The following is a 23,687-nucleotide window of genomic DNA, read 5'->3' as shown; positions in this document are numbered from 1 at the left end:
GCACTTTTTCCCGGAAGCGACCTCGGCCGCTCCGCGGACTGGACTCAGCGCAGCTTCGTCATCCAGCCGTGAATGTCGGCGAATGTCCCACGCTGGATACCCGTAAGTGTGTCGCGCAGCGCCATGGTGACCTCACCCGGCTCACCGTCGGCAATGACGAACTCGCCGTCTGCACTCTTCACCAAACCAACGGGGGTGATCACAGCGGCTGTGCCACAGGCGAACACCTCGGTGATCTCGCCCGACGCGGCCTTCTTCCGCCATTCCTCGGTGCTGATTTTGCGTTCCTCGACCGCCAGGCCCGAGTCGGTGGCCAGGGTCAGCAACGAGTCGCGCGTGATACCCGGGAGCAACGACCCGGACAGTTCTGGCGTCACCAAGCGGGCATCCGGGCCGGAACCGAAGACGAAGAAAAGGTTCATGCCGCCCATTTCTTCGACGTACCGGCGCTCGATCGCGTCGAGCCAGACCACCTGATCGCACCCCGCGTCGATCGCCTGGGCCTGTGCGATCAGTGACGCCGCGTAATTGCCGGCGAACTTCGCCGCACCGGTGCCGCCCGGCGCCGCGCGGACGTACTCGGTGGACAGCCACACGCTCACGGGCTTGACCCCGCGGGGGAAATAGGCGCCCGCCGGCGAAGCGAGCAGGAGGTATTTGTACTGCGACGACGGCCGCACACCTAACCCGACCTCGGTGGCAAACATGAACGGCCGCAAATAAAGTGCTTCCTCGCCGCCTGCGGCGGGTACCCACTCGTGATCGACGTCGAGCAACTCGATGATCGACTGCACGAACAGCTCGGTCGGCAACTCGGCCATGGCCATTCGCCGCGCCGAACTTTGGAACCGGGCCGCGTTTGCGTCGATCCGGAACGACGCGATGCTGCCATCGGGCTGGCGGTAGGCCTTGAGTCCCTCGAAGATCGACTGCCCGTAGTGCAGCACCATCGCGGCCGGATCCATCTCCAGCGGCGCATACGGCATGACCTGCGGGTTTATCCAGCCGTCGGCCTTCGTGTAGTCGATCGATACCATGTGATCAGTGAAGAATTTGCCGAATCCGGGGGCCGCCAGAATCTGCTCGCGAGACTGCGGGGTCGCGGGAGCAGGGTGCGGCACGCGCGCGAAATCGACAGCGGTTTTCATAACTCAATCGTAGCCAACCCCGTTGTCACTTCGTTCGCACGTGGACGAACGGCGGCTTGACTACCTCCGCCCGCAACCGCCTGCCCCGCACGTCGACATCGACCTGATCACCGGGCGCAATCCCGGAATCCGCGTCGATGAGCGCGAGCGCAATACCTACCTTCAACGTCGGCGAGAACGTTCCCGACGTGGTGACGCCAACGGCGCGCTCCCCCGCCAACACGTCCTGCCCCTGCCGAAACACTCCCCGATCGAGGGCCCGCAATCCGAGCAACGTCCGCCGCGCCCCGGCGGCCTTCTCCGCCTCGAGGGCCTGCTTCCCCCAGAATTGTGGTTTGCGCCAACCGATCGCCCACCCGCAGCGCGCCTGCAATGGCGAAATGTCGAGCGAGAGTTCATGACCGTGCAGTGGATAGCCCATTTCGGTGCGCAGCGTGTCACGCGCACCGAGCCCCGCCGGCTCCCCACCGAGTTCCTTGATGTGGATGAGCAATTCGCGAAACAACGCCTCCGCGTCGGCCCACCGCGGCAGCAGTTCGTAACCGTGCTCGCCGGTGTATCCCGTGCGGCAAACCCGCACCGGCACACCGGCCCACGTGGCGTCGGCGAATGCCATGTATTCCATGTCCGTGGGTAACCCGAGCGCCCGCAACACGTCCGCCGACTCCGGGCCCTGCACGGCGAATACCGCGAACTCACGGTGCCGATCGGTGATCGTAAGATCCTGTGGCGCAGACTTTTTCAGCTCGGCCACCACAGCGGCGGTGTTGGCCGCGTTGGGCACCAGGAACACTTCGTCGGCGCTGACGTAGTACGCGATGAGATCGTCGATCACTCCGCCGGATTCGTTGCAGCACAACGTGTATTGCGCCTTGCCCGGCCCGATCCGGTCCAGGTCGTTGGTCAGGCACGCGTTGACATAGTCTGCGGCGCCGGGCCCAGTCACCGACGCCTTACCGAGGTGGCTGACGTCGAACAGCCCGACTGCTGCACGAACGGCATTGTGCTCCGCGACCGTTCCCGCGTAGGACACGGGCATCAGCCAGCCACCGAACGGCGCGAACGTCGCTCCGAGTTCGGCATGCACGGCATGGATCGGACCCTGCAACAGTTCGCCACTCATGAGCCGAGTCCGACCGTGAGCGTCGCGTAGCGAGGAGCGGACCGAGGGGCCGAGGCGGGCAACACAGTCATGGTTGGCCACGCTACCCGGCGGCATACCATTGGCGCGGTAGACAGCTCGCCGACCGATTGGAGACGCTCGTGAGTTCCGCCGCCCCGACCACTCGCTCACTCGGACCGGACCTTCGGCTCGCGACCGAGGTCGGCACCGATGTCGACGTGCTGGTGGTCGGCCTCGCCGGCGGCGAGCATGGTCCGACGCTCGCCACGGGCGCAGAATTCTTGGGCTCGTTCGCCAACGCCGTGCTGGACAGCCTGCGCGCCGTCGGCGCCAAGGGCAAGGCCGAGCAGACCATCCGGATCCCGGCGCCGGAAGGACTTGGGGTAGCCAGCGTATTGGCCGTGGGGCTCGGCGAGTTGGCCACCGAATCCGACGCTCGCGCCGAGCAGATCCGCAAGGCCGCCGGCGCCGCCGCCCGCGCGCTCGCCGGGACAAGCGTTGCCGCCTTCACGCTGTCTGAGCTTGATCTGACCAGCACCGCGCTCGGCGCTTACCTCGGCGCCTACAGCTTCACCGACTTCCGGTCGTCGAAGTCGGCTCCCAAGCCCGACGAGGAACCGTTGGCCACCGTCGTGCTGCTCGTGGCGAAGGCATCGGACGACGCCGAGAAGCGCCTGCGCAGCGCCCAGGTCATCGGCGAATCCGTCGCCATCGCCCGCGATTTCGTCAACACCCCGCCGAGCCACCTCTACCCCGCCGAGTTCGCCGCGCGGGCCGAGGCGCTGGCCGCGGCCGCCGGACTCAGCGTCGAGGTGCTGGACGACGAGCAACTGAGTGCCGACGGCTACGGCGGTGTGATGGGTGTCGGCAAGGGCTCGTCACGACTGCCGCGACTGGTGCGCATCACCTACGACGGCGGTGACAAGAAGGTGGCGCTGGTGGGCAAGGGCATCACCTTCGACACCGGCGGCATCTCCATCAAGCCGGCCGCCAACATGGAGAACATGACCTCCGACATGGGCGGGGCGGCGGCGGTCATCGCGAGCACCATTGCCGCGGCCAAGCTCGGGCTGCCGGTTTCCGTCACCGCGACGGTCCCGATGGCGGAGAACATGCCGTCGGGAACCGCGCAGCGCCCCGGTGACGTCCTGACCCAGTACGGCGGCACCACCGTCGAAGTGCTCAACACGGACGCCGAGGGTCGACTCATTCTCGCCGACGCGATCGTGCGGGCCTGCGAGGATCAGCCGGACTACCTCATCGACACCGCCACGCTGACCGGCGCACAGATGGTGGCGCTGGGCACCCGCACGCCGGGCGTGATGGGCACCGACGAGTTCCGCGACCGCGTCGCGCGCATCTCGCAGTCGGTCGGCGAGAACGGCTGGCCGATGCCGCTGCCGACCGAGTTGCGCAGTGACCTCAACTCGAAGGTCGCGGATCTGGCCAACGTCACCAATCACCGGTGGGGCGGGATGCTTTCCGCTGGGCTGTTTTTGAAAGAGTTCGTCGGCGACGGTGTGCAGTGGGCACACATCGACATCGCCGGGCCGGCGTACAACACGGGCGGACCGTTCGGCTACATCGGCAAGGGCGGTACGGGCGTACCGGTTCGGACGATCGTAGCGGTGCTCGAGGACATCGCCGCGAACGGCTAGCGCCGACAGTTACGCACCACGCTCGCGTCTGCGCAGGATGCGTTGGCGTTCATCGTGGTCCCGCATCCGCTGCGGGTAGCCCGTCTTGCGAACGTCATAGACGGGTATCTGCAGGTCGCGCGCGAGCCGCCGGGCCCCGCGTTCGCCTACGACTCTGCGGGTCCATTCACCGTCGGCAGCGACGAGCACGACGGTGACGTCGGTGACCGTCGTCTTCGGCTCCACAAAGGCCTCCACCCCGGTCCGCGAGCGCGTCCACGTCGTCAGGTAACTGCGCACCTCGTCGCCGGCAGTCGCCGTACCGCGACTCCACCGATCGAACAGACCCATCGGCAACCTCCTGTGTCTTGCCCAGAACCATCCTGCCAACGATGGCTAAGAGAAATCTGGCAACGACATGCGGCTCGGGTCGCTAGGCGGGCCCGCGCGATCAAGTGCAAGGATGAAGATCAGCGCAACACCCACCTAAAGCGCGGCCTACAAGCAGAATGAGTTGACAGCTGCTTTGGCAAGGTTCGCCCGGATTTCGACGCGCGATTCGTGGGGTGCCGCCGACCACAAGTCGATACAACTAGACAAGCTCAACCAACCGTTCGAGGAGTCAACAGACATGGCCTTCTCCGTCCAGATGCCAGCTCTCGGGGAGAGCGTTACCGAGGGCACGGTGACCCGCTGGCTCAAGCAGGAAGGAGATTCGGTCGAAGTCGACGAGCCGTTGCTCGAAGTCTCCACGGACAAGGTCGACACCGAGATTCCTTCCCCGGCCGCGGGCGTTCTCACCAAAATCGTCGCCCAGGAGGATGACGTCGTCGAGGTTGGCGGCGAGCTCGCCCAGATCGGTGAAAAGGGTGAGGGCGGCGGATCGGACGAGTCGTCATCCGACAGCTCCGGCTCGGACGAGAAGCAAGAAGAGCAGCCGAAGCAGGAGGACGAGGAAGAAGAATCGTCCGGCGGCGAGCAAGAGAAAGAGCAAGAGAAAGAGCCAGAACCGACCTCCTCGGAATCGGATGACTCCGGCTCCGGCGAAGGCACGCCGGTGACGATGCCGGAACTCGGCGAGTCGGTCACCGAGGGCACGGTCACCCGCTGGCTGAAGTCCGTGGGCGACGAGGTCGCCGCCGACGAGGCGCTACTCGAGGTTTCCACCGACAAGGTCGACACCGAGATTCCGTCTCCGGTCGCGGGCACACTGCTCGAGATCATCGCCGAAGAAGACGACGTGGTGGAGGTCGGCGGCCGGCTGGCGATCATCGGCAGCGGCAAGCCGAAGGGCGAAAAGAAGGAACCGGAGCCGCAGGCCAAGGACGAGCCGAAAGAAGAGCCGAAGGAAGAGGCCAAGCCGGAGCCGAAAGAAGAACCCGAAGAACAGCCCAAGCAACAGGCCAAGCCGGAACCCAAGGAAGAACCGAAGGAAGAACCCAAGCCGGAGCCAAAGGCGGAATCAAAGCCGCAGCCCAAGCCGCAGGAAAAAGAACAGGGCGACGGCGGCGGCACCCCCTATGTGACCCCGCTCGTGCGCAAGCTCGCCGCGGAGAACGACGTCGATCTGTCATCGCTGACCGGGTCCGGCGTCGGCGGACGCATCCGCAAGCAGGACGTGCTCGCCGCCGCCGAGGCCAAGAAGGCTCCGGAAGAGAAGCCCGCCGCGGCCGCGCCGAGCGGCGGTGAGGCCCCGGCACCCGCCGCAGCCAAGGCCGCACCGGCCGGTGTGCGTCCCGAGCTCGCGCATCTGCGCGGAACAACGCAGAAGGCCAACCGGATTCGGCAGATCACCGCGGCGAAGACCCGCGAGTCGCTGCAGACCACCGCGCAGCTCACGCAAACGCACGAGGTGGATGTCACCAAGATCGCGCAGCTGCGCAACCGCGCGAAGGCTGCGTTCGCCGAGCGCGAGGGTGTCAACCTCACCTATCTGCCGTTCTTCGCCAAGGCGGTGGTCGAGGCGCTGGGCACGCATCCGAACATCAACGCCTCCTACGACGAAGACGCGAAGGAGATCACCTACCACGCGGCCGTGCACCTCGGCATCGCGGTGGACACCGAGCAGGGCCTGCTGTCGCCGGTCATCCACAACGCTGGAGACCTGTCGCTAGCGGGGCTGGCGCGGGCGATCGCGGACATCGCCAACCGGGCCCGCAAGGGCGTGGGTGGGCTCAAGCCTGACGAACTGGCCGGCGGCACATTCACCATCACCAATATCGGCAGCCAGGGCGCCCTGTTCGACACCCCGATCCTGGTGCCGCCACAGGCGGCGATGCTCGGTACCGGAGCGATCGTGAAGCGACCGGTGGTGATCACCGATTCGGTCGGCAACGAGCTGATCGGTATCCGGTCGATGTGCTACCTGCCGCTGACCTACGATCACCGGCTCATCGACGGCGCGGATGCCGGACGCTTCCTCACCACCATTCGCCATCGCCTCGAAGAGGCCGCGTTCGAGCCCGACTTGGGGCTGTAGCGCCACGATGAGGGTCGTGATCGCCGGGTCCTCCGGCTTGATCGGGACGGCTTTGGTCGCGTCGTTACGGCGCGATGGGCACGACGTCGCACGGTTGGTGCGGCGTCGTGTCGCCGGTCCGGACGAGTTCGAGTGGGACCCGGAGAACGCAACCATCGACGACGGCGCCCTCACCGGCGCGGACGCGGTGGTCAACCTCTGCGGCTCGGCGATCGAGCACCGACGCTGGACAGGCGCCTTCAAACAGGAACTCCGCGACAGCCGGATCAACTCGACCGACGTGCTCGCGACTGCCGTCGGCGCGGCCGGAGTGCCGGTGCTGATCAACGCCAGCGGGGTTCATATCTACGGTGACACCAATGGCCGCGTCGTGGACGAGCACGCACCGGCCGGAACCGGCTTCCTGCCGACGTTGTGTGTGGATTGGGAAGCCGCGACCGCGCCCGCTCGTGCGGCCGGGACCCGAACGGTGTTGCTGCGCAGCGCATCGGTACTCGCCCCGCACGGCGGGGCGATGGGCAAGATGCGGCTGCCCTACCTGCTGGGTCTCGGGGCTCGAATGGGAAGCGGCCGCCAGTACTTTCCCTGGATCTCCCTGGCGGATGAAATTGGTGCGATCACCTTCTTGTTGACCAACCCGGAGGTGTCGGGCCCGGTCAACGCCGTTGGTCCGGCCCCGGTGACGCAGGCGGAATTCAACCGGGCGCTGGCCCGCGGAGTGCACCGCCCGGCGCCGTGGGTGCTGCCGAAGTTCGCGCTGCGCGCTGCCGTCGGCGAACTCGCCGACGAGGTGCTGTTGACCGGTCCGCGCGCGATTCCGGCGGTGCTCGAGTCTGCCGGATATCGCTTCCAACACAACACGATCGGTGCGGCCGTGCAGGCGGCGCTCGGTTGAGCGACGTCCTCGTCCGCGATGCCGAACCGGAAGATCTGCCCGCGATCCTGCGCATCCACAACGTCGCCATCACGTCGTCGACGGCGATCTGGGACACCGAAACGGTTGACCTGGCCGAACGTGAGGCGTGGCTGGCACAGCGGCGGGCAGCCGGATTTCCGGTGTTCGTCGCCGTCGTCGACGATCAGGTGGTCGGGTACGCCAGCTACGGGCCCTGGCGGCCGAAGTCCGGGTACCGGCACACCGCGGAGAACTCCGTGTACATCGCCGACGGGTTTCACCGGCGCGGCATCGCCTCGTTGCTGCTGGCCGAATTGATAGCGCACGCAAGCGAATCCGGGATTCACGCGCTGGTCGCTGGCATCGAGTCGAGCAATCACGGCTCGATCGCGCTGCACGAGCGGTTCGGGTTCCGGATAGTCGGCCAGTTGCCGGAGGTCGGGCGCAAATTCGACCGCTGGCTTGATCTGACGCTGATGCAGCTGCAGTTGTAGCCGAGTCCGGTGCACTCGTTGTCCATTCGTGTGCCCGCAGCCGCGGAATCATGCGCCCCGGCGGTCAACAATGGACGCCCAGTACAGCTGCCTCAGGTACGGATTACCCTGCAACTATGGCTTTCGCGCAGATCTCGGCCCGCTTCGACACCGAACCTATAAAGGTCGAGTGGCTCGGCGAAATCGACTACATGCGGGCCTGGGAACTGCAGCGCCAGATCGCCGACGAGCGCGCCGAAGGCCGCGGCAGCGACACCCTGCTGCTGCTCGAACACCCGTCGGTGTACACGGCCGGCCGACGTACCGCGCCCGAGGAACGCCCGATCGACGGCACTCCCGTGATCGATGTCGACCGCGGCGGCAAGATCACTTGGCACGGGCCCGGACAGCTGGTCGGCTATCCCATCGTGAAGCTGGCCGAGCCCGTCGACGTGGTGAAATACGTTCGGCGCCTAGAGGAAGCGCTCATCTCGGTGTGCACTGGCTACGGACTCGACTGCGGCCGGGTCGAGGGCCGGTCGGGCGTGTGGTTGCCAGCGTCGGATTGGCGGCCGGAGCGCAAGATCGCCGCGATCGGCGTGCGGGTCCAGCGCGGCGTCACTCTGCACGGCTTCGCGCTCAACTGCAATTCCAAGCTCGGCGCGTTCAACGCAATAGTGCCGTGCGGTATCGCGGACGCGGGCGTCACGTCGCTGACGGCCGAACTCGGCCGCGAGGTCACGGTCGCCGACGTCCTGGCCGCCACCACCAACGCGGTCTGTGCGGCGTTGAACGGCTCGCTGCCGGTTCAGCCACATGAGGTCAGGGCAGCGTCTGCGCTATGAGCAACCGGGCCGCACGCTCGGTGCGCTCGACGTCGCCGGTGATGAACCGGTCTTGCAACACCCCGCGTAAGCCCGAAATCAACAGGGTGGCAACCGCTTCCGGGTCATCGATGCCCTCGATCCGCCGCAGCGCCGCACTCAAGCTGGCCACGAAGGTCTCGATCGCCGCGTTCGCATATTGGGCGTAGGGACTGTTGGGCGCACACGCCGCGCCGAGCACCTGCAAAAGCACCTTCACGCTGGTGGCGCTGGTACCCGCCTGATTTTCCGCAGAGAATTCGATGAGTCGCTGGCGCAATCCCGCGGTGTCTGACACGTCGGCGAACACCGCGGCAATGTCCGGACGGTGCGAGGTCAGCGCCTGCACCAGCATCTCCTCCTTGGTGCCGAAGTAATAGATCAGCATCCGAGAACTCGTGCCGAGTGCGGCGGCGAGCGGCCGCAGGGACAGGTTGGCCAGACCGTGCTCGCTGATGTAGGTGACCACGTCGGCGAGCAGTTCGGCGCGTTTGGCGTGATCGAGCGTTCTGGCCACGAGCTTGACTGTAGCGGGTGTTACAGGTATTCCTGAAACGGTGACTGTAACGACCGCTTCAAGAATTGATCGCCGGGTGGTGGTCACCGGCTTCGCCGCGACGACATCGCTCGCCGACAATGCCGAGGACACCTGGGCGGCACTGCTCCGTGGCGAGACCGGGATCACTACTCTGACAGCCGATTTCATCGACCAGTTCGACCTCCCGGTGCGCATCGGCGGAAAGCTGGTCCGCCACCCGGGCGAGGATCTGACCCGCGTCGAGCAGCGCCGGCTGTCCTTCGTCGAGCAGATGGCGCTGGTTCTCGGCCGACAGGTCTGGTCGAACGCAGGCGCTCCAGAGGTCGATGGCGAACGACTCGCCGTGGCGATCGGCACCGGCCTGGGCGGCGGCGACGCGCTGGTCGCGGCGGTGGATGCGATGCGCCAAGGCGGGTACCGGCGGGTCTCCCCCATGGCCGTGCCGATGGTGATGCCCAACGGGCCGGCGGCCGCGGTCGGCGTCGAACTCGGCGCCAAGGCGGGCGTTTTCGCGCCGGTGTCGGCATGCTCATCGGGCTCGGAGGCCATCGCCCACGCGTGGCGGCTCATCTCCACCGGCGAGGCCGACGTGGTGGTCGCCGGCGGGGTGGAGGGCCACATCGACGCGGTGCCGATCGCGAGCTTCGCCATGATGCGGGCGATGAGTACCCGCAACGACGAGCCGGCCCGGGCGTCGCGTCCCTTCGACACCGACCGCGACGGCTTCGTTTTCGGCGAAGCGGGCGCACTGCTGGTTTTGGAAACCGAAAGCCACGCCCGCGCCCGCGGTGCCCGGATCCACGCTCGGATCCTCGGTGCGGGCATCACCTCTGACGCTTACAGCATGGTCCCGCCCGACCCGGAAGGCGTCGGCGCCGCCCGGGCGATGCGCAAGGCGATTCAGACGGCGGGCCTCACCGCGTCCGACATCACCCACGTCAATGCGCATGCCACCTCGACACCGATCGGCGACCTCGCCGAGGCCAGGGCGATCGCCGCGGTCACCCCGAATGCCGCTGTATACGCGCCCAAGTCGGCGCTCGGACACTCGATCGGGGCGGTCGGTGCGCTGGAGACGATTCTGACCGTCCTGACCGTTCGCGAGCAGACCGTGCCGCCGACGCTCAACCTCGACAACCAGGACCCGGCGATCAATCTCGACATCGTCAGCACGCCGAGGCAGCAAACGGTCGACTACGCGCTGAACAACTCCTTCGGATTCGGTGGGCACAACGTGGCGCTGGCGATCTCCCGGGCATGAGTAGCATCGAGTTGTGACTGCGGCCCCTGCACAACCCGACGGACGCAAGCTGCTGCGGATCGAGGCGCGCAACGCCGAAACCCCGATCGAGCGCAAGCCGAGCTGGATCCGTACGCGCGCCAAGATGGGCCCGGAATACACCGAACTCAAGGGGCTCGTAAAGCACGCAAGCCTGCACACCGTCTGCGAGGAGGCGGGCTGCCCCAACATCTACGAGTGCTGGGAAGACCGCGAGGCGACCTTCCTCATCGGCGGCGAACAGTGCACCCGTCGATGCGACTTCTGCCAGATCGACACCGGCAAGCCGGCCCCGCTCGACCGCGACGAGCCCAACCGGGTCGCCGAGAGCGTGCAGCACATGGGCCTGCGGTACTCGACCATCACGGGCGTGGCCCGCGACGACCTGGCCGACGGCGGAGCCTGGCTCTATGCAGAGACCGTGCGCGCCATCAAGCGGCTCAACCCCGCAACCGGCGTCGAGTTGCTCATCCCGGACTTCAACGCCCGCCCGGAGCAGCTCGCCGAGGTCTTCTCGTCACGACCAGAGGTGCTCGCACACAACTTGGAGACCGTGCCGCGGGTGTTCCGGCGCATTCGTCCGGCGTTTCGCTACGACCGCTCGCTCGAGGTGATCACCGCCGCCCGCGACGCCGGACTGGTGACCAAGTCGAATTTGATCCTCGGCATGGGCGAGACGCCCGACGAGGTCACGGCCGCGATGCGCGACTTGCACCACGCTGGCTGCGACCTACTGACCATCACCCAGTACCTGCGGCCGTCACCACGTCACCACCCGGTGGATCGCTGGGTGAAGCCGGAAGAATTCGTCGAGCACTCCCGCGTCGCGTCCGAACTCGGTTTCGCCGGCGTCATGGCCGGACCGCTGGTTCGCTCCTCGTACCGCGCCGGCCGGCTCTACGCGCAGGCGATGCTGCACCACGGACGCGAACTCCCGGAGCAGTTGCGCCACCTCGCTGCCGAGGGCACCGCCGCACAGGAGGCGAGTTCGGTGCTCGCCCGCATGGCTGCGCGGTAATGCCCGCGCGGTAATCGCACTATCCTTGCGGACATGGCTAAGGGGAACAGCGCGCAGTCCAAAGAGGCGAAGGCGGCGGCGAAAGCCGCCAAGAAGCAGGCCTCGCGGGACCGCCGCAAGCAGCTGTGGCAAGCGTTCAACATGCAGCGCAAGGAAGACAAGCTGCTGCTGCCCTTGATGATCGGCGCCCTTGTCGGCGCGATCGTCATCTTCCTGGTGCTCGGACTGATCTTCGACATGCTCACGTTCCTGCTGCCGATCGGCATCCTGCTCGGCATCCTGCTCGCGTTCGTCATCTTCGGTCGCCGGGTCCAGAGCAACGTCTTCGGCAAAGCGGAAGGCCAGCCCGGCGCCGCCGCCTGGGTGCTGGAAAACATGCAGGGCCCATGGCGGGTCACCAAGGCGGTCGCCGGCACCACCCAGATGGATGCAGTGCACCGGGTCATCGGCCGACCGGGTGTCATTCTCGTCGCCGAGGGCGCGCCGCAGCGCATCAAATCGCTGCTGGCGCAGGAGAAGAAGAAGACCGCGCGACTGGTCGGCGACACCCCTATTTACGACATTATCGTCGGCAACGACGAAGGCCAGATCCCGCTCAAAGGCCTTCAGAAGCACCTCACGAAACTGCCGCGCAACATCGACCAAAAGCGAATGGACTCGATCGAGTCGCGGCTGTCGGCGCTCGGCATCCGCGGCGGCCCCGCCATGCCCAAGGGCCCGATTCCGGCCGGCGCGAAGATGCGCAGCGTGCAGCGCACGATCAAGCGCCGCTAGCGACTGCGGACAACCGCGGTCCCCGTCGCCCGGTCCTGCATCCCGCGCCCGTCGTGGTCGGTGAAAAACACCGGAATCACCAGCGTTATCAACACGACTCGGGCCAAGGATCGACCGATACCGACGCGGGCGGGACCGGCGACACTCGCTACTTGCACTCCGGTGAAGTACTGCCCCGGCGTAAACGAGAACAACGCCACCGAGACGGCGCCAACGATCCCCCACACCAGCAATGGCACGAATGAACCGTGCCCGCTCATTACATCGGTCGCGCCGATCAGCAGCGCGATACCCAACGCCATGAACCAGTCGAGCGCGAGCGCGATCAACCGCCGACCGGTCGACGCGAGCGAACCGCGCCCGTTCTCCGGCAGACCCAGCAGCTCCCCCGGATACTTGTCGTCAGGCTGCGGGAGCGCCGCTGAAGGGCCAGAAAGCCAGGAACCGGTGATGCGTGCCATTACTCCACAATATGTCGGACGCGCCGCGTAAGTGCAGGCCGCCAACCACTTCGCCCGCGCGCAGTGGCAGGATAGGGGCCGCTCGCACGCGGCCGCGGCGGGCACGAAGTTGATACGTGTAACACTGCCGAAACACAGCCTTGACCACGGGGCAACACCGGATCCATACCGTCGGGCGCGACAACCCGCCGCTATCGACACTGGCTGGGCATTCGACACAGGTTGAGAAAGAACCGTTAGGAGCTAAAGCGTGGCGTTCAGCACGGCCGAAGAGGTCATCAAATACATCGCCGAGGAGGACGTCGAGTATGTCGATGTTCGGTTCAGCGACCTGCCGGGTGTGCAGCAGCACTTCTCCATCCCCGCCAAATCGTTCGACGACGACCTGATCGAGGCCGGTCTCGCGTTCGACGGTTCGTCGGTGCGCGGCTTCCAGTCGATCCACGAGTCGGACATGCTCCTGCTGCCGGACTTCACCACCGCCCAACTCGACCCGTTCCGCGCCGCGAAGACCCTGAACATCAACTGCTTCGTGCACGACCCGTTCACCCGCGAGGCCTACAGCCGCGACCCGCGTAACGTCGCCCGTAAGGCCGAGGAGTACCTGTTCAGCACGGGCATCGCCGACACCGCCTACTTCGGCCCCGAGGCCGAGTTCTACATCTTCGACTCGGTCCGCTACGAGTCGAACGTGAACGGCGCCTTCTACGAGATCGACTCGGTCTCGGGCTGGTGGAACACCGGCCGCGAGCGCAACGCCGACGGCACCCCGAACCGCGGCTACAAGGTCCGCCCGAAGGGCGGCTACTTCCCCGTCGCGCCGTACGACCACTACGTGGACCTGCGCGACAAGATCTCGACCAACCTGCAGAAGGCCGGCTTCGAGCTCGAGCGCGGCCACCACGAGGTCGGCACCGCCGGTCAGGCCGAGATCAACTACAAGTTCAACACCCTGCTTGCCGCTGCCGACGACCTGCAGCTGTTCAAGTACATCGTCAAGAACACCGCATGGGAGGAAGGCAAGACCGTCACCTTCATGCCCAAGCCGCTGTTCGGTGACAACGGCTCCGGCATGCACGTGCACCAGTCGCTGTGGAAGGACGGCCAGCCGTTGTTCCACGACGAGGCCGGCTACGCGGGCCTGTCGGACCTGGCGCGTCACTACATCGGCGGCATCCTGCACCACGCACCGTCGCTGCTGGCGTTCACCAACCCGACCGTCAACTCCTACCACCGTCTGGTTCCGGGTTACGAGGCGCCGATCAACCTGGTGTACTCGCAGCGCAACCGCTCGGCGGCGGTCCGCATCCCGATCACCGGCAACAACCCGAAGGCCAAGCGCCTCGAGTTCCGCGCCCCGGACTCCTCGGGTAACCCGTACCTCGCGTTCGCGGCCATGATGATGGCCGGCCTCGACGGCATCAAGCGCAAGATCGAGCCGCAGGCCCCCGTCGACAAGGACCTCTACGAGCTCCCGCCGGAGGAGGCCAAGGACATCCCGCAGGCCCCGACCAGCCTCGCGTCGGTCATCGACCGCCTCGAGCAGGACCACGACTACCTCACCGAGGGTGGCGTGTTCACCGAGGACCTGATCGAAACCTGGATCACCCTCAAGCGCGAGAACGAGATCGCGCCGGTGAACCTGCGTCCGCACCCGTACGAGTACGAGCTCTACTTCGACGTGTAAGTCGCTCGACAATCCAAAAGACGAGTCCACCCGTTCGGCAACCACTGCCGGGCGGGTGGACTCGTCTGCGTCTGGCCACAGACGGCCGTCAAGATGATGCGCGACTTCGCTTTGGGCCATGTCCCCTTGGTCCGCCGGACGGAGGGCACCACTCGATGCACCCCCGCCCGGCGAATCCTGGGCTATGGCTTTGTCAGATGTCGCCTGCTGCGTGCAAGCTGTTGTACGCCTGCACGCCGCTAGCGATTCCGACCGGAATACCGACCGCCGCACCGCCAACGATCGCGCCGATGCCGCCCATGACGGAAGCGCCGACGAGGCAGCCCAGCGGGGAGATCACCAGATCAGCTGGTCCGGTTGGTAGCGCCGCGAGCCCGGCGGTGACCGCTCCTATCGGGCAGCCGACCGCGAGGCCGGCCAGTCCGCCGCCCATGGCACCGACCCCGCTGGCCAGGCCGAACTGGGTTGCCGCGATTGCGAGGGCGCCGTTGTAGTCGGCGGCTGCATCGACGTTGTGACGCAATGGGTTTGGCGACTGGACCGGTGTAGCAGCGACCCTTGCCGCGACAGAACTCTCTGGTTGTGCCGCTGTCGACCAGTCTCCTGTTTGCGGCTGTCGGGGCAGCGGCGTACCAGCAACGAGATGGTCCTGGTTGTCGAGGATTTGGAACTGGCCACCGCGTGTGGTCAATGATCCGAATGCGGTCTGCAACAAGGCCGATTGGCTGGACACATCCGCGGTGTAGTGGACACCGGGAACTACCTCGACGCTAATCGAATTCGGCGGCGGCGTAGGTGCGGGACCGGTCTGTGCCGTGGCGGTTCCCGCTGCGGCGGAAGCGGTGACCGCGAGCGCTGCCGAGATCAGCGCCGCGTGGTGGAGGGTTTTCATTTCGATCCTTGCGGTCTTGTGGTCAGTGCTCGTGGACATGGGCGTGCGCAACGGTTTGTTCGTTGCCAGCCGGTTCGACTGCGGCCGCCACGTTGTGGTTGCGGAGGGCGCGATAGGCGTGGAAGTAGACGAAGAGCTGGCACCCCCACGTGGTCAGCGCAAGGATGTAGAAGGTGGTGCGGTAGTCGTCATCGGGGATCGGGAAGAAGTCGTACATCAGTGCGATGGCAGTGGCCGCAGCGGTAGCCAGTCCCGCGCCGATAGCCAGACCCTTGGCACCGATCTTCCAGAGCCGCCCTACGAAGTAGGCCAGGAACAGTGTCGTGAGCGCGTTGACAATGACGTAGAACGTGGCTGGACCGACGTGGAGTTCGTGGCCGCGGAACTGCTGTAGATAGAGTCCGGCCGCTGTCGCGAGCGCAAACACGCCGATGTCGACGGCCAAGGTCGGCTTGTACCGGTGTGTCACGCGCATCAGACCCATGACGAGAATCAAGGTGATGCCCACCGACCGTGAGAAAGCATCGAAGAAGTACGCGATGGAGTACAGGAAGCTACCCGGGTCGCCTCCAAGAAGTGACCAGGCCAAGAAATTCGAGCCGGACGTGGCGATGATGATCCACTCGAGGCCCAACAGGTAGTTGTTGTAACGGCGGATGAATTTCCATCCGTAGAAGAAGCCGGCGAAGATCATCCAGAGATCGGCCAGCATGAAGAGCATTTCCTTCATGATGTGTGGTTCCTTTGAGTTGGACCCCCGTGTGTTGAGCCGAGGGCCAAGCGATGGGGCGGTTTGTCGATGTGCTTTGGGAGGGATCGCTTTCCCGCAATGAGCTGGTTCAGGAGGCAACACCTCCGAGTCGCCGGCGCAGGCGAAGACGTGAAATCAGCACTGTCACCACCACGAGCAGAGCGAGTACTCCCGAGAGCTCGTAGCCGACGCCGTAGAGGCTCTTGGCCGCGACCTGCAGACTGCTGCCGGGCACCGTAACCAACGAGGCGCTCAGGTCGCCGCTGATCACGGCTGTGCCGAGGGCGAAACCTACGGCCATGAAGGTGCCGGCGACACCGGCTGCCATCCCGGCCTTCCCCTCGGGCACTGCCATCTGCACCATAGTGAAACCGGCTGCGTAGCCGATGCTGCATCCCAGACCCATGACCGCTGCGCCCACGAGGTATTGCCATGCCTGATCGTGCGCCGCGGCGAGCCACGCCAGCCCTGCTGCGCTGATGAGTGCCCCGGCGATGAAGACGGGCACACCGCGGCCGTTGGACACCGGACGATCGACGATGGCGCCGCCGATCACGAAGGTCACCGCGAAGGGAACCATGAGCCAGCCGGTCTTCAGCGCGCTGAGCCCGAGGCCGTAGGCGTCTACGGGACGCAGTTCGGCAGGAATGATCTGGGCGTAGGTGCTGAGCAGCAGCAGGAAGGCCGCATTCACCGCTGCGAACAGCGCGATGCACAGGCACGACGCAGTCACCAAAGGTGCCTTCATCATTGCGACGTCGAACACAGCCGAGGCCGATTTGCGCTCGACGCGCACCCAGGCGATGCCACCAACGATGCCGAGCACCAACGGAATCAGTGCGGCGGTGCCCCAGACGAGTCCCTGGGTGAGGGTGAGCAGGATCGCCGCGACCCACGCGATCATCCACACGGTGCCCACTGCGCCGACGCGACCGGCCCGCTCGGCGGGCGGGGCGTGCGGGATTGTGAGGTAGGAGGCAACGGTCGTGATTACGCCAACTGCGGTGAGGATGATGAAAAAGCTACGCAGCGAAAGGTGTTCGACGATGAAGCCGCCACCGATCATGCCGGCCACGATTCCGATGCCGGTGGCAATGACCAGGACTGCGACCCCTACCGTGATGCCGCTCTCGCCGAGATTGCGCCGCAGGAATCCGAGCGGAAGCAACTGCGCGGCGCAACCGAAGCCCATCACAATGCAGCCGATCAGCAAGGTCGCGTAGGAGTCACCGATGGCCGGTATGAGTGCGCCGACAGCCAGGAACGCCGAGGCCGCCACTGAGGCGTTTCGGTCGCCGTAGAGATCGGCCAGGCGCGGCAGCAGGATGAACCCTGCTCCCCCGCCCAGGGTCAGCGCCGTGTACAGCCACGTCGTTTGGGCGACCGTGGCGAGGCCGTACTGCGCCTGGATGACCGGCAGCAGCGGAGGGAGGACAAAGATGACTGCGTTGGTCAAGGTGACCAGCAGCGCGCCGACGCCGATGAGCGTCCCCTTGTCGGGTGCGGGACGGGCGTTGCCCGGGCGGGCGTGTGCGGCCCGCTGGTGGATCTCGGTCACGGTTCTTCTCCGGTTCCTGCTCAGACGTGGCTGGGGAGCCCGGCGCCGGTGGACGTGTAATCCGTACGGCTGAGCAGCTCCATGGGGTCGGACATTTGACCACCGACCTCGACCCAGCCGAGGTAGTGTTCCGCGGTCCAGTCGAGTGCTCGTTGGATCTCTTCGGGGAATGACCGGATCTGGTCGAGGGTGTAGGTGAGGAAGGGGTTCTCCTCGGGCCGCAGAAACGCGAGGTCGTAGCCCATCGACAGGCCGAAGCGGTACTGGTCGGACGTAATGTTCTGCCCGCCACCGTGGTAGGTGGAGCCAATCCAGATCACCGCGGAGCCGGCCTTCATTACTGTCGGGACCGCCTCCTCGAGGCGCGGCGCACGCTCGTCGTCCCAAAGGTGCGATCCTGGAATCACGAGGGTGCCGCCGTTGTCTGCGGTGAAGTCGCTGACCGCCACCATGATCTGCACTCGCGCTTCGCGCTGATAGGTGGGGTGTCGCCACAACCAGACGGAATCGTCGCGGTGGAGGGGTTGCGCGCCCTGTCCCGGTCCAATCTTGATGGCCATCGTCGCGCCGATATGCATACCTGCCGGGTTCGGTACCGGCTCTTCACCCATGAATACGTTGATCGGCTTGTTGAGGATGCGCTCGGCGATGCCCCGGTATAACGGGTTCAGCGCGATCGTCGCCATGTGCTCGGTGCGCGCGAACAGGCCGCTTGCGCGCTTGGTCTTGTTGCCGGCGAAGACCTCGTCGTAGCCGGTGTCGACCGCGTCCAGCACGGGATTCAGATCGTTCTCGAGGCCTTCGATGGTGGCCTCGTCGAAGAGTCCTTCGACGATTACGCCGCCGTCCCGCATGATCACCTCGACCGCGGCCTCTGCCGGTGTGTCGGGAGTGATTCGGGTGAGTTCGTTCTGCGTCATGACAGATCCGTTCTTTCTTTCTGAACTTGCTGGTCGTCCGAGTGGGCGCCGCTTGTGTGATCCGGCTCATATGCTAGTGCGAAGTTAGTCATCTGATCAAGGTGTTTGACTAAGAAAGATGACTAAGTTTCTCGCCGTGCCAAAGATGCGCGAGGCTGCTAGCCTTGGCTTGACTTAATCAATCGTCCAACTTTGTGGACGCTTGCACCGGGAGGACCTCGTGGCGCGGATCTCCGCCGCAGAACGGCGTCGGGACTTCATCAACGCCGCGGTCGATGTCATCGCGATTTATGGCATTGATGGCGCGACAACCCGGCGGATTGCCGAGCATGCCCAGGCGAACTTGGCGATGCTGCACTACTGCTACGACTCGAAGGAGGATCTGTTCGCCGACGTCTACAAGTTCGTCGCCGGCAGGTTCAGTGATGTCGTCAAAGACAGCGATCCACACACCACATTGGCTGACACAGCCGGTCAACTCTTGCGCGGAGTCATGCAGTGCTACCTCGAATCCGCCAACTTCACGGCTGCAACCCTGGAGCTGATCAGCTGGGCCCGGCGTCAGCACGAAGACCGCGGCATCGCGGTATATGACGAAGCCATAGAAACAGTGCGCGATGCGCTTCGAGGTGCCGCATCAGAGCAGCCGGTCGATCGGGAAACCATCGATCAGATCGCCTACATAATCGGCACCTTGTCCGACGGCTTCGCCCTGAGCTGGTTGACCTACGGGGATCGGTCCGCGGCAATGGCGCAGATGGACGTCGTCGCCTCGGTGCTCGAGAGTTGGCTCGCGGCTCGGCTCGGATCTGCGCCGGTAACGGTGTGACCTTTCCACGAGCGTGACGCGCTCGCGGAAAGGTCACAGTGCCGGATGGCAGGGGCGGGATGGTTCAGTCGAGGAAGAGATCGGGCGCAAGGTTGATACTCGGGTCACCGGCGCGATAGCTGTCGAGGTCGGTGATTCCGTGCGCGGCGAGCACCTCCTCGTCGAGGTAGAAATTGCCGGTCGCCTCCGCGGCGGGCGAGGTGAGGATCAGGTAGGCAGCGTCGGCGTAGATGTCCGGTGTGCGCGAGGCGTTGAGGACCGCGTCGCCGCCGAGGTGGTTGCGTACGGCAGCGGTGGCAATCATGGTTCGCGGCCACACGGAGTTGACGCCGATGCCGTCGTTCCTGAGCTCTTCGGCGAGGCCCAGGGTCGTCAGGCTCATGCCGTACTTCGCGATCGTGTACGCCAAGTGCGCGCCCGCCCAGCGGGGGTTGAGGTTCAGTGGCGGGGACAGGGTCAGGATGTGCGGGTTGTGACCCGCTTTTGCGGAGTCACGCAGAAAGGGAATAGATAGTTTCGACAGCAGGAAGCTGCCGCGGCAGTTGATGTCCTGCATGAGGTCGTATTTCTTCATCGCAATCGCCGCGGTCGGCGACAGGTCGATCGCGCTCGCGTTGTTGACGACAATGTCGATGCCGCCGAAGCGATCGACAGTGCTCGCCACGGCATCAGCGACAACGTCGTCGTCGCGGATGTCTCCGATGCACTTGAGAACTCGGCCACCAGCGGCTTCCAACTCTGCAGCAGCGGTGTGAATCGTGCCCGGCAGCCGCGGATGGGGTTGGTCGGTCTTGGCGATCAGGGTGATGTTCGCCCCGTCCGCAGCGGCGCGTAGGGCAATTGCAAGCCCGATCCCGCGACTGCCGCCCGACATGATTAGTGTTCTCCCGGCAAGCGGCCGGTCTGATGTCTCGGTCATGGGCCTTCCTTAGAAGTGAGTGGCTGGTTCAGAGCGGCAGGTCGGGCGAATCGACACCGACCACCCGATCGCCGCAGAAGACGCGTACCGATTCCGCTGGTCCGTGGCCGCCGATGCCGGCCGGTCCCCAGAAGCTCTGGGCTGAGTCATCACCGAGGTCGGCGATCTTGGCGCCGTTGACGCGCACCTCCCCCGCGACGATGCGGGACCCGACCTCGATGGCGCGATCGGTGTCGCCGCCGAACACATAGGCGTCCAGGCCCGACGGGTTGGCGTTGGCGATGCCAAGCGCCTCGTCCGTGGACTCCACGGCATGCAACGAGACGACCGGACCGAACAGCTCGGCCGTTGCGCGCATCGGGTCAGCGCCGACGGCGACGGTTGGCGACAGGAAGTAGCCGTGCAGGTCGGGCAGCGCGGCCGGCTGGTGGATGGCGGCGCCCAGCTGTCGCAGCTGCTCGATCCTGCCCTCGAGGGTGTGGAAGTGCGGCTCGTTGGAGATGGGGCCGATGTCGGCGCCTTCGTCGAGGGAGTGACCGACGACGAGCTTGGAGATCCGCTCTGTGAGCGCGTCGAGAAGGGGGCCAACCAGGCTGCTGGGGGCGAGGATCTTGCCGGGCCCCTCACACCATTGACCGTTGAGCTTGGTCATGCCGTCGAGGATGCCGTCCGCCGTGACGTCGATGTCGGCGTCGTCGAGCACGATCACCGGGTTGTTGCCGCCGAGTTCGAGTTGCAGGACTTTGAAGTCTTCGGCCGCGGCGCGCGCGATGGCGCGTCCGGCGCCGGGCCCGCCGGTGAAGGAAACGATCTTGATGCGCGGATCGGAGGTCAGGCGTGCACCAATGTCACCGGTGCCGTGCACCAATTGCAGTGCGCCGCTGGGCAGGCCCGCCTCGACGAAGCATTCGACGATGATCTGGGCGCTACCGGGCGCGTGCTCGGACGGCTTGAGGATGACCGGGCAACCCGCGGCGACCGCACTGGCGACCTTGGCGGCCGGGATGAAGCTGGGTCCGTTCCAGGGCGTGAGGATCGCGGCCGCGCCCCACGGCACCTTGTAGAGCCGGACATCACGACCGCCGGCGGCCAGCGCGGTGACGCGCGGGATGCTCACCAGGTCCGCGGCCGACGCCCGGATCCGCGCCGGCAGGAAGGCCGCGACCTTTCGGGTGACGGTGATGGGTGTGCCGCTGGTCAGCGAGTCCGTGCGTGCGATGTCCTCGGCACGGGCCTCGACATTGTCGGCGACCCGCTCGAGCATGTCGGCGCGTTCACGACGCGCGCGCTCGTCCCAGTGGCCGACGCTGTAGACACTCGCGGCGTGCTGTATCGCGCGTTCGAGGTCGCGCGCTGGTGCGGTGACGAGCCGGTGGATGGGCTGGCGGGTGTTGGGGTCGATGTTCCACGCGTCACCAACCGGTGTGCACTCGGTCCACTCGTCGCCAATGTAGTTCACCGGCTGGGGAATCGTGATCTCGTTGTGCGCCATGGCTTTTCCTCTGGGTATGTTCGTTGGTCAGGACTGCAGGTCGACGACGATGCGCGTTACGTCGCCGTTCTTCATTGCCCGGAAGCCCTCGTTGATCTCATCGAAGGGGATGACGTGGGTCACCATCTCGTCGAGGAGCAGACGTCCCTGCTGGTAGAGGCGCGCGAACTGGGCGATGTCCTCCCGCGCCTGGCCCGAGCCCATGTAGGAACCGATCAGGCGTTTTTCGTGGAAGAAGAAGTCGGTGGCCGGCACGCTGATCTCGGCGCCCGCCGGTGCGATGCCGACCAGGCACGCGGTTCCCGTCGGTCGCACGAGCGCCAGTGCTGTCGCGGCAGTGCGTGCCGACCCGACCGCCTCGAAGGCGTAGTCGACGCCGTCCCCAATTTGGTCATGGAGCTCTTGGACAATGTCGTCGGCCACGCCGTTGATCACGTGCGTGGCGCCATAGCCGCGGGCAGCCTTGAGTCGGTCGTCGTCGAGGTCGATGGCGACGATCGCCGAGGCTCCGGCGAGCCTGGCGCCCTGGATGATGGCCGACCCGACGCCGCCGCAGCCGATGACGGCGACGGTGCTGCCCGGCCGGACCTGAGCACCGCGGAAGACCGCACCGACACCGGTGATGATGCAGCAGGACAGCAGGCATCCCACGTGCAGGGGCACATCGTCGGGCAGCTTCACCAGCGAGTTCTGCCGCATCAGGATGTGTTGGGAGAAGGCGCCGATGTCACCGAGCCGGGCGATCGGCTTACCTGCCATGGTCTGGAATGCGGCACGTGGGCGGCGGCGCACCTCCTCGACCCGCTGGCACTGGGTCGACCGTCCTGCCTCGCAGTTCGTGCAGTTGCCGCAGGACGGAGTCAGCGCTCCCACCACTCGGTCGCCGGGACGTAAGTCGGACACCTGTGAGCCGACCGCCTCAACCACGCCAGCCACCTCGTGGCCGACCACGACGGGCAGGTCGGTGGGCACGGTGCCGGTCATGTAGTGCAGGTCGCTGTGGCACAGACCGACGTTGGTCACCTGGATCCGTACCTCGTGCGGCTCAGGGTCGTCGACGCGGATGGTGGTCAGTTCGAGCGGCTCGTTGATTGTGGTGAGAACTGCGGCTCGGGTGGTGATCATGTCGGTTCTTTTCTCTGTCGTTGCTGGTGATGTAAGTGCCGGCGGGATCTACGCGTCGGTGCCCCGGGTGGCCAGGAAGCCCTGGATCCCGGCGGTGAGCGCTCCGCTGTCCCAGGACGCTTGTGCGGCGGCGTCCTCGCGCGCGAAGGCTTGCTCGATCTCCTCAGGCAGGGGACGCAACAGCGCGAGGTGCAGCGCGGTGGTGTTCCCCTCGGGGGTCCACGCGAGGACTGTGTCGATGGCGCGGCCGACGAGAGCGTCGGGCTCGACCACTTCGTCGAGCAGACCTATCCGAAGGGCCTCCTCGGATCCGAGACGCGGGCAGCCGAGGACCATGCGCATCGCATGGTTTCCGACGAGGCGCCGCAGGAGAACGCTGGAGGCATTCGAGATCGTGATGCCGCGACCGTTCTCCGGCTGGTAGTACTCCGTCGCGGGGGTCCCGATCCGAGCGTCACAGCACAGGGTGATCTCAGAGGCTCCCCCGACCGCGAGGCCGTTGACGGCGGCAATGACCGGCACCCGGGTTTCCAGAACGGCGCGAGTGATGTCGTGGAAGGTCTCGAACGCCTCGCGGACTTCGGCGTCCGTCGACGGCGCGCTGTGGAGGTCTTCACCTGCCGAGAAGGCTCGGCCCCGGCCGGTGAGCACGATGCCGCGGACGCTCTCGCCGGTGCCGAGTTCGCGGATGACCGCTGCCAAGCGCCGGCGGGTGGCAACGTCGAGCGCGTTCAGTTTTTCGGGGCGGTTGAGAGTCAGGACTGCGACGCCTTGGACGACGCTGATGTCGAGGAAGTCCTGGCCATTGGTGTGCATCAACATCGGG

23 protein-coding genes are annotated in these 23,687 nt (G+C 65.9%); 10 read left to right on the top strand and 13 right to left on the bottom strand.

The window, feature by feature from the left end; all coding sequences use genetic code 11:
• Positions 1 to 44: 44 nt before the first annotated feature.
• Together FOS14_RS05355 and gcvT are read right to left on the bottom strand one after the other, a co-directional pair.
• Positions 45 to 1,148 (bottom strand): branched-chain amino acid aminotransferase, encoded by a 1,104-nt coding sequence (locus tag FOS14_RS05355; RefSeq protein ID WP_143769236.1) that lies wholly within the window; start codon positions 1,146 to 1,148, stop codon positions 45 to 47.
• 25 nt (positions 1,149 to 1,173) lie between these two features.
• A complete protein-coding gene (gene gcvT, locus FOS14_RS05350) occupies positions 1,174 to 2,271 on the bottom strand; it encodes a glycine cleavage system aminomethyltransferase GcvT (RefSeq protein ID WP_143769235.1) in 1,098 nt (365 codons plus the stop codon).
• A gap of 140 nt (positions 2,272 to 2,411) precedes the next feature.
• Here gcvT and FOS14_RS05345 point away from each other — a divergent pair, with 140 nt between their 5' ends.
• Positions 2,412 to 3,929 (top strand): leucyl aminopeptidase, encoded by a 1,518-nt coding sequence (locus FOS14_RS05345; RefSeq protein ID WP_143769234.1) that lies wholly within the window; start codon positions 2,412 to 2,414, stop codon positions 3,927 to 3,929.
• Between the two features lie 9 nt (positions 3,930 to 3,938).
• Here FOS14_RS05345 and FOS14_RS05340 read toward each other — a convergent pair whose 3' ends face one another.
• The gene (locus FOS14_RS05340) at positions 3,939 to 4,259 is read right to left on the bottom strand and encodes an oxidoreductase (RefSeq protein ID WP_143769233.1); all 321 of its coding nucleotides are present in this window, start codon (positions 4,257 to 4,259) and stop codon (positions 3,939 to 3,941) included.
• A 280-nt stretch (positions 4,260 to 4,539) separates the two neighbouring features.
• Between FOS14_RS05340 and sucB the strand changes: the two genes are divergently transcribed.
• The 4 genes from sucB to lipB all read left to right on the top strand — a co-directional run bounded on the left by sucB (position 4,540) and on the right by lipB (position 8,600).
• On the top strand, positions 4,540 to 6,387 hold the full coding sequence (gene sucB / locus FOS14_RS05335; RefSeq protein ID WP_143769232.1) for a 2-oxoglutarate dehydrogenase, E2 component, dihydrolipoamide succinyltransferase: 1,848 nt from the start codon (positions 4,540 to 4,542) through the stop codon (positions 6,385 to 6,387).
• Between the two features lie 7 nt (positions 6,388 to 6,394).
• Positions 6,395 to 7,282 carry a TIGR01777 family oxidoreductase gene (locus FOS14_RS05330; RefSeq protein ID WP_143769231.1) on the top strand — a complete coding sequence of 296 codons (888 nt, stop codon included), beginning with the start codon at positions 6,395 to 6,397 and terminating at the stop codon, positions 7,280 to 7,282.
• Complete coding sequence (locus tag FOS14_RS05325; RefSeq protein ID WP_143769230.1) at positions 7,279 to 7,776, top strand: GNAT family N-acetyltransferase; 498 nt, start codon at positions 7,279 to 7,281, stop codon at positions 7,774 to 7,776. Before FOS14_RS05330 ends, FOS14_RS05325 begins: the two co-directional genes overlap by 4 nt.
• Positions 7,777 to 7,892: 116 nt before the next feature.
• Complete coding sequence (lipB, locus tag FOS14_RS05320) at positions 7,893 to 8,600, top strand: lipoyl(octanoyl) transferase LipB (RefSeq protein ID WP_143769229.1); 708 nt, start codon at positions 7,893 to 7,895, stop codon at positions 8,598 to 8,600.
• Here the strand turns inward: lipB and FOS14_RS05315 are convergent.
• Positions 8,578 to 9,135: a TetR/AcrR family transcriptional regulator gene (locus FOS14_RS05315; RefSeq protein ID WP_143769228.1), complete on the bottom strand. Its 558-nt coding sequence runs from the start codon at positions 9,133 to 9,135 to the stop codon at positions 8,578 to 8,580. The two genes, lipB and FOS14_RS05315, sit on opposite strands and share 23 nt — an antisense overlap.
• Before the next feature lie 40 nt (positions 9,136 to 9,175).
• Here FOS14_RS05315 and FOS14_RS05310 point away from each other — a divergent pair, with 40 nt between their 5' ends.
• The 3 genes from FOS14_RS05310 to FOS14_RS05300 are packed head-to-tail and all read left to right on the top strand — an operon-like array spanning position 9,176 to position 12,227.
• Positions 9,176 to 10,417: a KasA/KasB family beta-ketoacyl-ACP synthase gene (locus FOS14_RS05310; RefSeq protein WP_143769227.1), complete on the top strand. Its 1,242-nt coding sequence runs from the start codon at positions 9,176 to 9,178 to the stop codon at positions 10,415 to 10,417.
• Positions 10,418 to 10,430: 13 nt separating this feature from the next.
• Positions 10,431 to 11,453 carry a lipoyl synthase gene (gene lipA, locus FOS14_RS05305; protein ID WP_143769226.1) on the top strand — a complete coding sequence of 341 codons (1,023 nt, stop codon included), beginning with the start codon at positions 10,431 to 10,433 and terminating at the stop codon, positions 11,451 to 11,453.
• Positions 11,454 to 11,486: 33 nt separating this feature from the next.
• Entirely contained in the window at positions 11,487 to 12,227 is a 741-nt protein-coding gene (locus FOS14_RS05300; RefSeq protein ID WP_143769225.1) for a DUF4191 domain-containing protein, read from the top strand.
• Here FOS14_RS05300 and FOS14_RS05295 read toward each other — a convergent pair.
• Complete coding sequence (locus FOS14_RS05295; protein WP_143769224.1) at positions 12,224 to 12,688, bottom strand: RDD family protein; 465 nt, start codon at positions 12,686 to 12,688, stop codon at positions 12,224 to 12,226. The genes FOS14_RS05300 and FOS14_RS05295 overlap by 4 nt on opposite strands.
• A gap of 250 nt (positions 12,689 to 12,938) precedes the next feature.
• Here FOS14_RS05295 and glnA point away from each other — a divergent pair, with 250 nt between their 5' ends.
• Positions 12,939 to 14,375: a type I glutamate--ammonia ligase gene (glnA, locus tag FOS14_RS05290; protein WP_143769223.1), complete on the top strand. Its 1,437-nt coding sequence runs from the start codon at positions 12,939 to 12,941 to the stop codon at positions 14,373 to 14,375.
• A gap of 193 nt (positions 14,376 to 14,568) precedes the next feature.
• On the opposite strand, the gene FOS14_RS05285 is transcribed toward glnA, so the two are convergent.
• From FOS14_RS05285 to FOS14_RS05270, 4 genes are all read right to left on the bottom strand, one after another.
• Complete coding sequence (locus FOS14_RS05285) at positions 14,569 to 15,267, bottom strand: hypothetical protein (protein WP_143769222.1); 699 nt, start codon at positions 15,265 to 15,267, stop codon at positions 14,569 to 14,571.
• 22 nt (positions 15,268 to 15,289) lie between these two features.
• Complete coding sequence (locus tag FOS14_RS05280) at positions 15,290 to 15,997, bottom strand: transporter (RefSeq protein ID WP_143769221.1); 708 nt, start codon at positions 15,995 to 15,997, stop codon at positions 15,290 to 15,292.
• Positions 15,998 to 16,106: 109 nt separating this feature from the next.
• Positions 16,107 to 17,576 (bottom strand): MFS transporter, encoded by a 1,470-nt coding sequence (locus FOS14_RS05275; RefSeq protein ID WP_143769220.1) that lies wholly within the window; start codon positions 17,574 to 17,576, stop codon positions 16,107 to 16,109.
• Positions 17,577 to 17,596: 20 nt separating this feature from the next.
• A complete protein-coding gene (locus tag FOS14_RS05270; protein ID WP_143769219.1) occupies positions 17,597 to 18,496 on the bottom strand; it encodes a phytanoyl-CoA dioxygenase family protein in 900 nt (299 codons plus the stop codon).
• 220 nt (positions 18,497 to 18,716) lie between these two features.
• On the opposite strand from FOS14_RS05270, the gene FOS14_RS05265 reads away from it, so the two are divergent.
• Entirely contained in the window at positions 18,717 to 19,325 is a 609-nt protein-coding gene (locus FOS14_RS05265; RefSeq protein WP_143769218.1) for a TetR/AcrR family transcriptional regulator, read from the top strand.
• A 64-nt stretch (positions 19,326 to 19,389) separates the two neighbouring features.
• Here the strand turns inward: FOS14_RS05265 and FOS14_RS05260 are convergent, their stop codons facing one another.
• Genes FOS14_RS05260 through FOS14_RS05245 form a run of 4 tightly spaced genes read right to left on the bottom strand, consistent with a single transcriptional unit; the run spans position 19,390 to position 23,683 of the window.
• Positions 19,390 to 20,244: an NAD(P)-dependent oxidoreductase gene (locus FOS14_RS05260; protein ID WP_143769217.1), complete on the bottom strand. Its 855-nt coding sequence runs from the start codon at positions 20,242 to 20,244 to the stop codon at positions 19,390 to 19,392.
• Positions 20,245 to 20,272: 28 nt separating this feature from the next.
• Complete coding sequence (locus tag FOS14_RS05255; protein WP_143769216.1) at positions 20,273 to 21,736, bottom strand: aldehyde dehydrogenase; 1,464 nt, start codon at positions 21,734 to 21,736, stop codon at positions 20,273 to 20,275.
• Between the two features lie 27 nt (positions 21,737 to 21,763).
• Positions 21,764 to 22,861 carry a Zn-dependent alcohol dehydrogenase gene (locus FOS14_RS05250; RefSeq protein ID WP_143769215.1) on the bottom strand — a complete coding sequence of 366 codons (1,098 nt, stop codon included), beginning with the start codon at positions 22,859 to 22,861 and terminating at the stop codon, positions 21,764 to 21,766.
• A gap of 48 nt (positions 22,862 to 22,909) precedes the next feature.
• The gene (locus FOS14_RS05245; protein ID WP_255450079.1) at positions 22,910 to 23,683 is read right to left on the bottom strand and encodes an enoyl-CoA hydratase/isomerase family protein; all 774 of its coding nucleotides are present in this window, start codon (positions 23,681 to 23,683) and stop codon (positions 22,910 to 22,912) included.
• Positions 23,684 to 23,687: the final 4 nt, after the last annotated feature.

The sequence above is a fragment of the Skermania sp. ID1734 genome, from assembly GCF_007489285.1.
Taxonomy (GTDB): domain Bacteria; phylum Actinomycetota; class Actinomycetes; order Mycobacteriales; family Mycobacteriaceae; genus ID1734.
Note: the sequence above shows the minus strand (reverse complement) of the source record. Positions and strands in the feature narration are given on the sequence as shown.

What these genes read in the sequence shown, in the direction of transcription:
- FOS14_RS05355 (WP_143769236.1), bottom strand. Translation starts at nt 1,148, where the DNA reads ATGAAAACCGCTGTCGATTTCGCGCGCGTGCCGCACCCTGCTCCCGCG.
- gcvT (WP_143769235.1), bottom strand. Translation starts at nt 2,271, where the DNA reads ATGAGTGGCGAACTGTTGCAGGGTCCGATCCATGCCGTGCATGCCGAA.
- FOS14_RS05340 (WP_143769233.1), bottom strand. Translation starts at nt 4,259, where the DNA reads ATGGGTCTGTTCGATCGGTGGAGTCGCGGTACGGCGACTGCCGGCGAC.
- sucB (WP_143769232.1), top strand. Translation starts at nt 4,540, where the DNA reads ATGGCCTTCTCCGTCCAGATGCCAGCTCTCGGGGAGAGCGTTACCGAG.
- FOS14_RS05330 (WP_143769231.1), top strand. Translation starts at nt 6,395, where the DNA reads ATGAGGGTCGTGATCGCCGGGTCCTCCGGCTTGATCGGGACGGCTTTG.
- lipB (WP_143769229.1), top strand. Translation starts at nt 7,893, where the DNA reads ATGGCTTTCGCGCAGATCTCGGCCCGCTTCGACACCGAACCTATAAAG.
- FOS14_RS05300 (WP_143769225.1), top strand. Translation starts at nt 11,487, where the DNA reads ATGGCTAAGGGGAACAGCGCGCAGTCCAAAGAGGCGAAGGCGGCGGCG.
- FOS14_RS05295 (WP_143769224.1), bottom strand. Translation starts at nt 12,688, where the DNA reads ATGGCACGCATCACCGGTTCCTGGCTTTCTGGCCCTTCAGCGGCGCTC.
- FOS14_RS05285 (WP_143769222.1), bottom strand. Translation starts at nt 15,267, where the DNA reads ATGAAAACCCTCCACCACGCGGCGCTGATCTCGGCAGCGCTCGCGGTC.
- FOS14_RS05280 (WP_143769221.1), bottom strand. Translation starts at nt 15,997, where the DNA reads ATGAAGGAAATGCTCTTCATGCTGGCCGATCTCTGGATGATCTTCGCC.
- FOS14_RS05270 (WP_143769219.1), bottom strand. Translation starts at nt 18,496, where the DNA reads ATGACGCAGAACGAACTCACCCGAATCACTCCCGACACACCGGCAGAG.
- FOS14_RS05260 (WP_143769217.1), bottom strand. Translation starts at nt 20,244, where the DNA reads ATGACCGAGACATCAGACCGGCCGCTTGCCGGGAGAACACTAATCATG.
- FOS14_RS05255 (WP_143769216.1), bottom strand. Translation starts at nt 21,736, where the DNA reads ATGGCGCACAACGAGATCACGATTCCCCAGCCGGTGAACTACATTGGC.
- FOS14_RS05250 (WP_143769215.1), bottom strand. Translation starts at nt 22,861, where the DNA reads ATGATCACCACCCGAGCCGCAGTTCTCACCACAATCAACGAGCCGCTC.
- FOS14_RS05245 (WP_255450079.1), bottom strand. Translation starts at nt 23,683, where the DNA reads ATGTTGATGCACACCAATGGCCAGGACTTCCTCGACATCAGCGTCGTC.